Raw genomic sequence first — 13,415 nt, 5'->3', positions numbered from 1 at the left:
GGGCGCAGGCCCCCTCAGTTGCGGTACAGCACCTTGATGATGTGGTAACCGAACTGGGTTTTGACCGGGCCGTAAGGTTTGAGCAGCGGTATGCTGAATACCGCTTTATCGAACGCCGGCACCATCGCGCCCTTGTTGAATTCGCCCAGCGAGCCGCCGTTGCGTTTTGACGGGCAGCTCGAATATTTGCGTGCCAGCGTGTCGAAGCTGACGCCGCGCTTCAGCTTGGCCAGCAGCTCGTTGGCCAGCTTTTCATTGTCTACCAGAATGTGCAGGGCGCACGCCGTTTTTGCCATGGTATTGCCTTTGTCGATGCGAAAATTGCGCTGATTATACCCGCTAAATCTCATCGGCGCTTTCTGCTACAATTCCCTTCCACGTTTTACAGTCGAGCAAGCCAGCACCATGCGATTAAACCCCAGCCAACAACAAGCCGTCGAATTCGTTACCGGGCCCTGCCTGGTGTTGGCCGGCGCCGGTTCCGGCAAGACGCGCGTTATCACCAACAAGATAGCCCACCTGATCCACCACTGCGGCTATCAGGCGCGGCACATCGCCGCCGTGACCTTTACCAACAAGGCCGCGCGCGAGATGAAAGAGCGCGTGTCGCAAACCCTGGGTCGCAAAGAGGCGCGCGGGCTGATGATTTCCACCTTCCATACCCTGGGGCTGGAGATCATCAAGCGGGAATACGTGGCGTTGGGGATGAAGTCCAACTTCTCGCTGTTCGACGATCAGGATCAGCTGGCGCTGTTGAAAGAGCTGACCGAAAAGTGGCTGGAAAGCGACAAAACGCTGGTGGCGCAGCTGATTTCGACCATCTCCAACTGGAAAAACGACCTGATCGATCCCCAGCGGGCGGCAGAGTTGGCGCGCTCGGAACGCGACAAGCTGTTCGCCCACTGCTACGGTCTTTACCACGCCCATATGCGGGCGTGCAATGTGCTGGACTTCGATGACTTGATCCTGCTGCCGACGCTGCTGTTGCAACGCAACGAAGAGGTGCGCGAACGCTGGCAGCAGCGCATCCGCTATCTGCTGGTGGATGAGTATCAGGATACCAACACCAGCCAATACGAGCTGGTGAAGCTGCTGGTGGGCAATCGCGCGCGCTTTACCGTGGTGGGCGACGACGACCAGTCGATCTACTCCTGGCGCGGCGCGCGGCCGCAGAACCTGGTGCTGCTGAAGGAAGATTTCCCGGCGCTGCAGGTGATCAAGCTGGAGCAAAACTACCGTTCCAGCGAGCGCATTTTGAAGGCGGCCAACATTCTGATCGCCAATAACCCACACGTGTTTGAAAAGCGGCTGTTTTCTGAGCTGGGGTATGGCGAAGAGCTGAAGGTAGTGACCGCCAACAATGAGGATCACGAAGCCGAGCGGGTGGTGGGGGAGCTTATCGCCCACCACTTCGTGAAAAAGACCAATTACGGCGACTATGCGATCCTGTATCGCGGCAACCACCAGTCGCGGGTGTTTGAAAAGATGCTGATGCAGAACCGTATCCCGTACAAGATTTCCGGCGGCACCTCGTTCTTCTCGCGCCCCGAGATCAAGGATCTGCTGGCTTACCTGCGCGTGCTGACCAACCCGGAAGACGACAGCGCCTTTCTGCGCATCGTCAATATCCCCAAGCGCGAGATCGGCCCGGCAACGCTGCAGAAGCTTGGCGAGTGGGCCAACCAGCGCAACAAAAGTTTGTTCCATGCCAGCTTCGATCTGGGGCTGAGCCAGCACTTGACCGGACGCGGGCTGGAATCGCTGCAGCGCTTCACCCATTGGCTGGGCGGCATCGCCCAGCAGGCGGAACGTGAGCCGGTGGCGGCGGTGCGCGATCTGATCCGCGGCGTGGATTATGAGAGCTGGCTGTTTGAAACCTCGACCAGCCCGAAGGCCGCCGAAATGCGGATGAAAAACGTCAACACGCTGTTCGGTTGGATGACGGAAATGCTGGAAGGCAACGATCTGGACGAGCCGATGACGCTGACCCAGGTCGTGACGCGCTTCACCCTGCGTGACATGATGGAACGCGGCGAAAGTGAAGAGGAGCTGGATCAGGTGCAGCTGATGACGCTGCACGCCTCAAAGGGACTGGAGTTCCCTTACGTGTTCCTGGTGGGCATGGAAGAGGGGCTGCTGCCGCACCAGAGCAGCATCGACGAAGACAATGTCGATGAAGAGCGGCGTCTGGCCTATGTAGGGATCACCCGCGCGCAAAAAGAGCTGATTTTCACCCTGTGCCGCGAGCGCCGCCAGTACGGCGAGCTGGTGCGGCCGGAGCCGAGCCGGTTCCTGCTGGAGCTGCCGCAGGACGATTTGGCGTGGGAAACCGAACGCAAAGTGGTGAGCCCGCAGGAGCGGATGCAGAAGGGGCAGAGCCATCTGGCCAATATCCGCGCCCAGCTGGCCAAGGCCAAAGGCGGGAATTAAAAAGAAAGGGCGCGATTCGCGCCCTGGTCATGTCAACGTTGTTCTTCCAACCGCAGCGTCCAGTGGACGTAGCTCTGCCAGTGGCTTTCCTGCTCCAGCGCCTCGGCGCGCAGCGGATGCTGTTCCAGCCAACCCGGCGGCAAGATCACCGTCAGTTCATCGTCCTGATTGGCGCGTAACCGCACCGCCGGCAGCGTGTCGTCGCGGCGGCGGCTGGCGAAGATGATCGCCAGGCGCAAAATGCGGCACAGGCGCTGCGCAGTGCGCGGCGGCAGGGCGTTTTGCTGGTTCAACAGCGACAGGTCGAGGGTGTTGCTCTGATTTTGCAGCAGGGTGGCCAGCAGTTTTTTCTGCGCCGGGGTAAAGCCGGGTAAGTCCAGGTGGCGGATCAGGTAGGCGGCGTGTTGCGGCGCCTGCTTGAAATCGACGCTGAGGCCGAGTTCGTGGATCAGGCTGGCGCTGTGCAACAGCTCGCGACATCGCGCATCCAGCTGCCACTCGTTGGCGACCTGCTGGGAGAAGTTGGCGGCGAGCTGGCTGACGCGTTCGGCCTGCTCGGTGTCGATCAGGTAGCGGCGCTGCAGGTTGCGGATGGTGCGGATGCGAATATCCTGCTCCACCGGCAGATGCAGCATGCCGTAAACCAGACCTTCACGCAGCGCCCCGCCGGCCAGCATCATGCTCTCGATGCCCAGCTCCTGGAAGATGGCCAACAGGATGGACAGGCCGCTCGGGAACACCAGCGCGCGCTCCAGCGTCAACCCTTCGATCTCCAGCTCTTCCAGCTTGCCGCACTGAATGGCGCGCTGTTTCAGCTGGCGCAGTTTGGGCAGGGTGATGCGCTCATCCATGCCCTGCGCCACCATGATCTCCTGCAGCGCTTGCACGGTGCCGGAAGCGCCGACGCAGATCTGCCAACCTTGTTGGCGCAATTGCGGTGCGATCGGCCGCACCATTTCGCGCGCGGCCTGTTCGGCGCGCTCGAAGTTTTCTTGCCCAAGGTTGCGATCGCTGAAGTAGCGTTCCAGCCAGGTGACGCAGCCCATCGACAGGCTATACAGCTGCGTTGCCTGTGCGCCGGTGCCGGTGACCAGTTCGGTGCTGCCGCCGCCGATGTCGACGACCAGCCGACGATCCGGCCCGCCGGTGGTGTGCGCGACGCCGTGATAGATCAGCCGTGCCTCTTCTTCGCCGCTGATCACCTGTACCGGGCAGCCGAGGATTTGCTCGGCTGCCTGCAGGAACTCATCGGCGTTGGACGCCAGACGCAGCGTGGCGGTGGCGACGACGCGGATCTGCTCGCGCGGTATGTCCTGCAGGCGTTCGGAGAACAGCCGCAGGCACTGCCAGCCGCGTTGCATGGCCTCATGCGACAGGTGATTGTTCTGATCCAGTCCGGCCGCCAGGCGCACTTTGCGCTTGATCCGCGCCAGAGTCTGAATGCTGCCGGCCACCTCGCGCACTACCAACATGTGGAAGCTGTTGGAGCCGAGATCGATGGCAGCATAAAGCGTACTGGAACTGAGCATGGCGATCAGCTCGAACGTTTACGGTTGTTGCGCGGCGCGCCGCCGCGACGAGGCGCGGAGTTGCGACGTGGGCCGTTGCCGCCGCGCGGGCGCGACAGGCGCTTCGGCGCCGGCAAATCGGTCAGCAGCGCATCGCTGTTGTACTTGCTCACCGGAATGCTGTGGTCGATATAGGTCTCGATCGCCGGCAGGTTGAGCGCATACTCTTCACACGCCAGGCTGATGGAGTGGCCGCTGGCGCCTGCGCGGCCGGTACGGCCGATGCGGTGCACGTAGTCTTCGCAGTCGTCAGGCAGATCGTAGTTGAAGACGTGCGTGACGGAAGGGATGTGCAGACCGCGCGCGGCGACGTCGGTGGCGACCAGAATATCGAGATTGCCTTTGGTGAAGTCGTCGAGGATGCGCAGGCGTTTTTTCTGCGCCACGTCACCGGTCAGCAGGCCCACGCGGTGACCGTCGGCGGCCAGATGGCCCCAGATGTCTTCGCAGCGGTGCTTGGTGTTGGCAAAGATGATGGCGCGATCCGGCCACTCTTCTTCGATCAGCGTCTGCAGCAGACGCATTTTTTCTTCGTTGGACGGGTAGAACAGCTCTTCTTTAATGCGGTGGCCGGTTTTCTGTTCCGGTTCCACTTCAACATATTCGGCGTTGTTCATCTGCTCGAAGGCCAGTTCGCGTACGCGATAGGACAGGGTAGCGGAGAACAGCATGTTCAGGCGTTGATCGGCCGCAGGCATGCGGCGGAACAGCCAACGGATGTCTTTGATAAAGCCAAGATCGTACATGCGATCGGCTTCATCCAGCACGACGACCTGCATCGCGCCGAGATCGACATAGTTCTGTTTGGTGTAATCGATTAAACGGCCGGTGGTGCCAATCAGAATGTCCACGCCGCTTTCCAGCACCTTCAGCTGTTTGTCGTAGCCGTCGCCGCCGTAGGCCAGGCCCAGTTTCAGGCCGGTGCTCTGGGAGAGCGCTTCCGCATCGGAGTGGATTTGCACCGCCAGTTCACGCGTAGGCGCCATGATCAAGGCGCGCGGCTGATTGGTCTGGCGATCCTGTTTCGCCGGGTGGGTCAGCAAATAGTGAAAAGTAGACGCCAAAAACGCCAGCGTCTTTCCGGTACCGGTTTGCGCCTGACCTGCAACGTCACGCCCGGAGAGCGTGAGCGGCAATGCTAACGCCTGGATGGGCGTGCAATTGTGAAACCCTTTTTTCTCAAGGGCTTCAAGGACTAACGGGTGCAGGGCGAAGTCGGAAAACTTCTGTTCGGTCAAGTGTGTTTTGCTCATAGTGTGGTAGAATATCAGCTAACTATTGCTTTACGAAAGCACATCCGTTGAAATAAACGCGGTGCAATAAAATCACCTTGAGTTGGTTAATGCTACACCAACAAGGTAGACATAATCCTGTGGAGTAGAACATGAGCGATAAAATTATTCACCTGACTGACAGCAGCTTCGAAGCTGACGTGCTGAAAGCGGAAGGGCCGATCCTGGTCGATTTCTGGGCTGAATGGTGTGGGCCGTGCAAGATGATTGCTCCGATTCTGGATGAGATTGCCGAAGAGTTCGAAGGCAAACTGACCATCACCAAGCTGAATATCGATCAGAACCCGGCTACCGCGCCTAAGTACGGTATCCGTGGCATCCCTACGCTGTTGCTGTTCAAGAACGGTGAAGTGGCCGCGACCAAGGTTGGCGCGTTGTCCAAAGGTCAGCTCAAAGATTTCCTGAACGCGAATCTGTAATCGGGCGGGAAGCCCAGTATCAGGCGCCTGGCGGTGATGTTCAATTCACCGCTAGACGCCTGCCAAGAAGCGTGTTAAGTTTAACCACACTGCATATAGAACTTGCCCGAAGTTTTAAATCTAAAGAGTTTGAATCTAAAGCTATACTCTGTGTCGAATCACTGGCGTTGAAAGTAAACTGAACTCAGCCCGTGTTTTGGCAATCAAACGGTTTTGCAAAAATCATTTTTAAGGTACCTTCGATCTTCAACCGTCAATGCGTGCGCCCGATGTAAGCCATTTCTTACCGCGACGGCTCTGCGCCCGGTGATCGAACGTCCAGTAAACAGGCACGCATTTCGCTGCCATACCATTCACGATACAAGTTCGAGACATACCCCGAGTTTAAGAACCCACCACTATGAATCTTACCGAATTAAAGAATACGCCGGTTTCTGAGCTGATTACTCTCGGCGAAAATATGGGGCTGGAAAACCTTGCCCGTATGCGCAAGCAGGACATTATCTTCTCCATTCTGAAGCAACATGCGAAAAGCGGAGAAGATATCTTCGGCGACGGCGTGCTCGAGATATTGCAGGATGGATTCGGTTTCCTCCGCTCTGGAGACAGTTCCTACCTCGCCGGTCCCGACGACATCTACGTATCCCCTAGCCAAATCCGCCGCTTCAACCTCCGCACTGGTGACACCATTTCCGGTAAGATTCGTCCGCCAAAAGAAGGCGAGCGCTATTTTGCCCTGTTGAAAGTCAACGAAGTCAACTACGACAAGCCGGAAAACGCCCGCAGCAAGATCCTGTTCGAGAACTTGACGCCGCTGCACGCCAATTCCCGTCTGCGGATGGAGCGCGGCAACGGCTCGACCGAAGACCTGACGGCGCGCGTACTGGATCTGGCGGCGCCTATTGGCCGCGGCCAGCGTGGCCTGATCGTGGCACCGCCGAAAGCCGGTAAAACCATGCTGCTGCAGAATATTGCGCAGAGCATCGCCTACAACCACCCAGACTGCGTGCTGATGGTGCTGCTGATCGACGAACGTCCGGAAGAAGTGACCGAGATGCAGCGCCTGGTGAAAGGCGAAGTGATCGCATCGACCTTCGACGAGCCGGCTTCGCGTCACGTGCAAGTGGCCGAAATGGTGATCGAGAAGGCCAAGCGCCTGGTTGAGCACAAGAAAGACGTGATCATTCTGCTCGACTCCATCACCCGTCTGGCGCGTGCCTACAACACCGTGGTACCGGCCTCTGGCAAGGTGCTGACCGGTGGTGTGGACGCCAACGCCCTGCATCGTCCGAAGCGTTTCTTCGGTGCGGCACGTAACGTGGAAGAGGGCGGCAGCCTGACCATCATCGCGACCGCGCTGGTTGATACCGGTTCGAAGATGGATGAAGTGATCTACGAAGAATTTAAAGGTACCGGCAACATGGAATTGCATCTGGCGCGTAAAATCGCCGAGAAACGCGTATTCCCTGCGATCGATTACAACCGCTCCGGTACCCGTAAAGAAGAGCTGCTCACCACTTCCGAAGAGCTGCAGAAAATGTGGATCCTGCGCAAAATCATTCACCCGATGGGTGAGATTGACGCGATGGAGTTCCTCATTAATAAGTTGGCGATGACCAAAACCAACGATGAATTCTTCGATATGATGAAACGCTCATAATTCGTTAAAAAATTCGCTGAACGCCACGCCTAGTCGTGGCGTTTTTCGCTTTTGGCGGATACGATAAGTAGCAGTAATGGAAAAGTAAGTTGTTTCCTCGACTTATTGAGAATTCATCTTGTTTGTCGGTCGGCCCGGTGCCGGTCGGCTTTGCTGCTGTCGTTTTGTCAGCCGATGCGAAGAAAATAGGCATGAATCACCGTTGTCATAGGAAATGACCGAAAGGTGGCGGGGGTCGATGGCACAAGCTATTGCCCGTGGTAAGCTGCCTTATCTTCTACAGAGATCTGTTAACTGTGAACTTACTCACTATGAGTACTGAAATTCTATTTGTTTTCCTGTTTTCTTTGGCTTTTCTCTTTGTTGCCCGCAAGGCGGCAAAACGTATAGGTCTGGTAGATAAACCCAATTATCGCAAACGCCATCAGGGGTTGATTCCGCTGGTCGGCGGTATTTCCGTTTATGCCGGGTTGTGCTTCGCGTTTTGGATTTCCGAACAACCTATCGCGCACGCCAAGCTTTATCTCACCTGCGCCGGCATTCTGGTGTTTGTGGGCGCGCTCGACGATCGTTTCGACATCAGCGTTAAAATCCGCGCCTTGGTGCAGGCGCTGGTCGGCATCGCCATGATGGTGTTCGCCGGTCTGTATCTGCGCAGCTTCGGCCATGTGCTGGGTGACTGGGAGATGCTGCTGGGGCCGTTCGGCTATCTGGTGACGCTGTTCGCGGTATGGGCGGCGATCAACGCCTTCAACATGGTCGACGGCATTGATGGCCTGCTGGGTGGGCTGTCGTGCGTTTCCTTCGGGGCGCTGGGCCTGCTGCTGTACCTGAGCGGCCATCATGAGCTGGCGTTCTGGTGCTTTGCGATGATCGCCACCATCGTTCCCTATATTTTGCTCAACCTCGGCATCCTCGGCCGCCGTTATAAGGTGTTTATGGGGGACGCCGGCAGCACCCTGATCGGCTTTACCGCCATTTGGCTGCTGCTGCAAAGCTCGCAGGGTAAGGCACACTCGATCAACCCGGTGACCGCGCTGTGGATCATCGCTATTCCGCTGATGGACATGATAGCAATCATGTACCGTCGTTTACGCAAGGGGATGAGCCCCTTCTCTCCCGATCGTCAACATATTCACCACCTGATCATGCGCGCCGGCTTTACGCCGCGGCAGGCTTTCGTGTTGATCACCCTGGCGGCCGCATTGCTGGCGGCGGTGGGCGTGATCGGCGAACGCCTGACTTTTATCCCTGAGTGGGTTATGTTGGCATTATTCTTGCTTGCTTTCTTCCTGTACGGTTACTGCATCAAGCGCGCCTGGCGGGTTGCGCGGTACATTAAGCGTATCAAGCGCCGGCTGCGGCGTTCGAGCGATAACAAGCAAGTATCTTAACCAGAGGCTTTTTGGCTGTGATGAATCCAGAAACAACGTCTGACAAGCATACCCCGGCGGTGGATAACGAACTCGATATTCGCGGCCTGTGCTGCACCCTGTGGCGCGGCAAACCGTGGATTATCGGCATTGCGGTGCTGTTCGCGGCGGTCGCGCTGATCGTTTCTTACCTGGTTAAGCAAGAGTGGAGCGCGACCGCAATCACCGACAAACCCACGGTGAATGCGCTGGGCGGTTACTATTCCCAGCAGCAGTTCCTGCGCAATCTGGACGTGCGCACGTTGCCGGCGACGGCCGGCGATCAGCCGAGCATCGCGGATGAAGCGTACAATGAGTTCATCATGCAGCTGGCGGCTTACGACACGCGTCGCGATTTCTGGCTGCAGAGCGATTACTACAAACAGCGTCAGGAAGGGGATGCCCGCGCCGATGCGGCATTGCTCGACGAGCTGATCAATAACATTCTGTTCACGCCGCGCGACGACAAAAAAGTCCCGAACGACGGCGTGAAGCTGACAGCGGAAACCGCAGCGGACGCCAATCGCCTGCTGCGTCAATACGTGGCCTTCGCCAGCCACCGCGCTGCTCTGCACCTGAACGAAGAGATTCAGGGAGCGTGGGCCGCCCGTACCACCTCAATGAAGGCGCAGGTCAAGCGTCAGGAAGCGGTGGCGGAGTCGGTTTACAAGCGCGAGCTGAACACCACGCAGCAGGCGCTGAAAATCGCCGAAAGCCAGGGGATCAGCCGCACGCAAACCGACACCCCGGCAGAACAGTTGCCGGATTCGGATCTGTTCCTGCTGGGTCGGCCAATGCTGCAGGCGCGTCTGGAAGGCCTGCAGGCCTCCGGCCCGACCTACGACCTGGATTACGATCAGAATCGCGCAATGTTGGCGACGCTGAACGTTGGCCCGACGTTGGATGAGAAGTTCCAGACCTATCGTTATTTGCGTACGCCGGAAGAGCCGGTAAAACGCGACAGCCCGCGCCGGGTATTCTGGCTGATTCTATGGGGCGCGATGGGCGCTTTGGTTGGCGCGGGTGTTGCCTTGGCGCGTCGGCCGCGTAGTTAAAAAATAATATAATAATCTGATGCAGGGCGCGTGAGCGCCCCATTCGCAGGCGGGGCCTGCGATTAACCGACCAAAAGAGATTCGCTGTGAAAGTGTTGACTGTTTTCGGCACCAGACCTGAAGCCATTAAAATGGCACCGCTGGTACATGCACTGGCCCAGGATGAGGCCTTTGAAGCAAGAGTCTGCGTAACGGCACAGCATCGTGAGATGTTGGATCAGGTATTGCGGCTGTTCGAGATCACGCCGGATTACGACCTGAACATCATGAAACCCGGCCAGGGGCTAACGGAAATCACCTGCCGCATCCTGGAAGGGCTGAAAGGGGTGCTGGAAGACTTCAAACCGGACGTGGTGCTGGTGCACGGCGATACCACCACCACGCTGGCGACCAGTCTGGCAGCGTTCTATCAACGCATCCCCGTCGGGCATGTCGAGGCCGGGCTGCGTACCGGCAATCTGTATTCTCCCTGGCCGGAAGAGGCCAACCGCAAACTGACCGGCCATCTGGCGATGTACCACTTCGCGCCGACCGAGAACTCGCGCCAAAACCTGCTGCGCGAGCTGTTGCCGGACAACCGTATTTTTGTGACCGGCAATACGGTGATCGACGCGCTGTTCTGGGTGCGCGATCGCGTGATGAGCGATGCTGCGCTGCGCGCCAGCCTGGCGCAGCGTTACCCGTTCCTCGATGCCGACAAAAAACTGATTCTGGTCACCGGCCATCGCCGGGAAAGTTTTGGCGGCGGTTTTGAGCGGATTTGCAGTGCGCTGGCGGAGATCGCCCGCAGCCACCCGGAAGTGCAGGTAGTGTACCCGGTGCATCTCAATCCGAATGTCAGCGAGCCGGTGAATCGCATTTTGAAAGGCATCGACAACGTCATGCTGATCGAGCCGCAGGATTATTTGCCGTTTGTCTATTTGATGACCCACGCTTACATGATCCTGACCGACTCGGGCGGCATTCAGGAAGAGGCGCCCTCGTTAGGCAAGCCGGTGCTGGTGATGCGCGACACCACCGAGCGCCCGGAGGCGGTAGATGCGGGCACGGTGCGCCTGGTCGGCACCGATGTGGCCAAAATTGTTGAAGCGGTGACCCGGCTGTTGACGGACGAAAGCGAATATCACGCGATGAGCCGGGCGCACAACCCATACGGCGACGGGCATGCCTGTCAGCGTATCCTCGAAGCTTTAAAGAATCATCAGGTGACACTATGAGTTTTGACACTATTTCGGTTATCGGCCTGGGTTATATCGGCTTGCCAACGGCGGCGGCGTTTGCTTCCCGCAAGAAAAAAGTGGTGGGCGTAGATGTTAACCAACATGCGGTAGATACCATTAACCGCGGCGCGATCCATATCGTCGAGCCGGATCTGGACAAAGTGGTCAAGGACGCCGTCGACGGCGGTTTCCTGCGGGCGGTGACCAAACCGCTGGCGGCCGATGCGTTCCTGATCGCGGTGCCTACGCCGTTCAAGGGCGATCACGAGCCGGATCTGGCCTATGTCGAGGCGGCGGCGAAATCGCTGGCGCCGGTGCTGAAAAAAGGCGATCTGGTGATCCTGGAGTCCACCTCGCCGGTGGGTGCCACCGAACAAATGGCAGACTGGTTGGCGCAGGCGCGCAGCGATCTCAGCTTCCCGCAGCAAGCGGGCGAAGCGGCGGACGTGAATATCGCCTACTGCCCGGAGCGCGTGTTGCCGGGGCAGGTGATGGTAGAGCTGATTCAAAACGACCGCGTGATCGGCGGCATGACACCGAAGTGCTCGGAACGAGCCAGCGCGCTGTACAAGATTTTCCTCGAGGGGGAATGCGTAGTCACCAACTCACGCACTGCCGAGATGTGCAAGCTGACGGAAAACAGCTTCCGCGACGTGAATATCGCCTTTGCCAACGAACTGTCGCTGATTTGCGCCGAACAGGGGATCAACGTCTGGGAACTGATCCGCCTGGCGAACCGCCATCCGCGGGTGAATATTCTGCAGCCGGGGCCGGGCGTAGGCGGCCACTGCATCGCCGTCGATCCGTGGTTTATCGTGGCGCAAAACCCGCAGCAGGCGCGTCTGATCCACACCGCACGCCTGGTGAACGACGGCAAACCGCTGTGGGTGGTCGACCGGGTGAAAGCGGCGGTGGCCGATTGCCTGGCCGCCACCGACAAGCGCGCGTCCGAGGTGAAAATCGCCTGCTTCGGCCTGGCCTTCAAACCGAATATCGACGATTTGCGTGAAAGTCCGGCGGTGGAAGTGGCGCACCTGATCGCCGAATGGCACGTCGGCGAAACGCTGGCGGTGGAACCGAACGTCGAACAGTTGCCGAAGTCGCTGGCGGGCCATGTGACGTTGACGCCAATCGCGGAGGCGTTGCAGCAGGCAGATGTGATCGTGATGTTGGTCGATCACCAACAGTTCAAGGCCATCCGGCCGGAAGATGTAAAACAAACATGGGTTGTTGATACCAAAGGAGTATGGCGTTGAAACGTATTTTAGTTACCGGTGGTGCCGGTTTCATTGGCTCCGCAGTTGTGCGGCACATCATCGAGGCCACCGGCGACAGCGTGGTGGTGGTGGATAAACTGACCTATGCCGGTAACCTCGAGTCGCTGGCGGTGGTGGCCGAGAGCGATCGTTATGCCTTCGAGCAGGTCGACATCTGCGATCGTGCCGAGCTGGATCGGGTATTTGCCCGCTATCAGCCGGACGTGGTGATGCACCTGGCGGCGGAAAGCCACGTCGATCGCTCTATCGACGGCCCGGCGGCCTTTATCGAGACCAACGTGGTTGGCACTTACACGATGCTGGAAGCGGCGCGCCATTACTGGCAGCCTTTGGCGGCGGAGAAGAAGCAGGCTTTCCGCTTCCATCATATCTCCACCGACGAAGTGTACGGCGACCTGCACGGCACCGACGATCTGTTCACCGAAACCACGCCATATGCGCCGAGCAGTCCGTATTCCGCCTCCAAGGCGTCGAGCGATCATCTGGTACGTGCCTGGTTGCGCACCTACGGTTTGCCGACCCTCGTGACCAACTGTTCGAACAACTACGGCCCTTATCACTTCCCGGAGAAGTTGATCCCGCTGGTGATCCTGAATGCGGTAGCCGGCAAACCGCTGCCGGTATACGGTAACGGCGCGCAGGTGCGTGACTGGTTGTATGTTGAAGATCACGCGCGCGCGCTCTATCAGGTCGTGACCGAAGGCGTGGTGGGCGAAACTTACAATATCGGCGGCCATAACGAGCGCAAGAATATCGAAGTGGTGCAGACCATCTGCGATCTGCTGGAAGAACTGGCGCCAAACAAACCGCAGGGCGTGGCGCACTACCGCGATCTGATCACTTACGTGAAGGATCGCCCGGGCCACGATATGCGTTACGCCATCGACGCCGGCAAGATCGATCGCGAGTTGGGCTGGCGGCCGCAGGAAACGTTCGAAAGCGGCATTCGCAAGACGGTAGCCTGGTATCTGGCTAACGAAACCTGGTGGCGCCGGGTGCAAGACGGTTCTTATGCCGGTGAGCGTTTGGGGTTGTCAGATTAATTTAACGCCGCGTTGCCCTGATGTGGCGCGGCGGGTTTT

At 58.4% G+C, this 13,415-nt stretch carries 11 protein-coding genes; 8 read left to right on the top strand and 3 right to left on the bottom strand.

Annotation, left to right across the window (positions count from 1 at the left end; all coding sequences use genetic code 11):
* Positions 1-14 precede the first annotated feature (14 nt).
* Complete coding sequence (ppiC, locus tag ACJ8IJ_RS20765; RefSeq protein ID WP_004934175.1) at positions 15-296, bottom strand: peptidylprolyl isomerase PpiC; 282 nt, start codon at positions 294-296, stop codon at positions 15-17.
* 109 nt (positions 297-405) lie between these two features.
* Here ppiC and rep point away from each other — a divergent pair, with 109 nt between their 5' ends.
* The gene (gene rep, locus ACJ8IJ_RS20760) at positions 406-2,430 is read left to right on the top strand and encodes a DNA helicase Rep (RefSeq protein WP_442518885.1); all 2,025 of its coding nucleotides are present in this window, start codon (positions 406-408) and stop codon (positions 2,428-2,430) included.
* Between the two features lie 32 nt (positions 2,431-2,462).
* On the opposite strand, the gene ppx is transcribed toward rep, so the two are convergent.
* Together ppx and rhlB are read right to left on the bottom strand one after the other, a co-directional pair.
* Positions 2,463-3,959 (bottom strand): exopolyphosphatase, encoded by a 1,497-nt coding sequence (ppx, locus tag ACJ8IJ_RS20755; RefSeq protein WP_004934179.1) that lies wholly within the window; start codon positions 3,957-3,959, stop codon positions 2,463-2,465.
* A gap of 5 nt (positions 3,960-3,964) precedes the next feature.
* Positions 3,965-5,251, bottom strand: a complete 1,287-nt coding sequence (gene rhlB / locus ACJ8IJ_RS20750) for an ATP-dependent RNA helicase RhlB (RefSeq protein ID WP_015376249.1) — start codon at positions 5,249-5,251, stop codon at positions 3,965-3,967.
* 131 nt (positions 5,252-5,382) lie between these two features.
* On the opposite strand from rhlB, the gene trxA reads away from it, so the two are divergent.
* The 7 genes from trxA (at position 5,383) to rffG (ending at position 13,376) form a co-directional block, all read left to right on the top strand.
* Positions 5,383-5,709, top strand: a complete 327-nt coding sequence (gene trxA, locus ACJ8IJ_RS20745) for a thioredoxin TrxA (RefSeq protein ID WP_004934187.1) — start codon at positions 5,383-5,385, stop codon at positions 5,707-5,709.
* 400 nt (positions 5,710-6,109) lie between these two features.
* Positions 6,110-7,369, top strand: coding sequence for a transcription termination factor Rho (gene rho / locus ACJ8IJ_RS20740; protein WP_004934188.1), 1,260 nt, complete (start codon positions 6,110-6,112; stop codon positions 7,367-7,369).
* Positions 7,370-7,665: 296 nt separating this feature from the next.
* A complete protein-coding gene (gene wecA / locus ACJ8IJ_RS20735) occupies positions 7,666-8,763 on the top strand; it encodes a UDP-N-acetylglucosamine--undecaprenyl-phosphate N-acetylglucosaminephosphotransferase (RefSeq protein ID WP_004934192.1) in 1,098 nt (365 codons plus the stop codon).
* A gap of 20 nt (positions 8,764-8,783) precedes the next feature.
* The gene (gene wzzE / locus ACJ8IJ_RS20730; protein ID WP_033631474.1) at positions 8,784-9,836 is read left to right on the top strand and encodes an ECA polysaccharide chain length modulation protein; all 1,053 of its coding nucleotides are present in this window, start codon (positions 8,784-8,786) and stop codon (positions 9,834-9,836) included.
* A gap of 86 nt (positions 9,837-9,922) precedes the next feature.
* Positions 9,923-11,053 (top strand): non-hydrolyzing UDP-N-acetylglucosamine 2-epimerase, encoded by a 1,131-nt coding sequence (gene wecB, locus ACJ8IJ_RS20725; protein WP_004934198.1) that lies wholly within the window; start codon positions 9,923-9,925, stop codon positions 11,051-11,053.
* On the top strand, positions 11,050-12,312 hold the full coding sequence (wecC, locus tag ACJ8IJ_RS20720; RefSeq protein WP_004934201.1) for a UDP-N-acetyl-D-mannosamine dehydrogenase: 1,263 nt from the start codon (positions 11,050-11,052) through the stop codon (positions 12,310-12,312). Before wecB ends, wecC begins: the two co-directional genes overlap by 4 nt.
* On the top strand, positions 12,303-13,376 hold the full coding sequence (gene rffG / locus ACJ8IJ_RS20715; protein WP_187212375.1) for a dTDP-glucose 4,6-dehydratase: 1,074 nt from the start codon (positions 12,303-12,305) through the stop codon (positions 13,374-13,376). The genes wecC and rffG overlap by 10 nt, the downstream gene beginning before the upstream one ends.
* Positions 13,377-13,415: the final 39 nt, after the last annotated feature.

The sequence above is a fragment of the Serratia sp. CY40230 genome (assembly GCF_052168835.1).
GTDB classification, from domain to species: domain Bacteria; phylum Pseudomonadota; class Gammaproteobacteria; order Enterobacterales; family Enterobacteriaceae; genus Serratia; species Serratia nematodiphila.
This window is presented reverse-complemented; position numbering and strand designations above follow the sequence as displayed.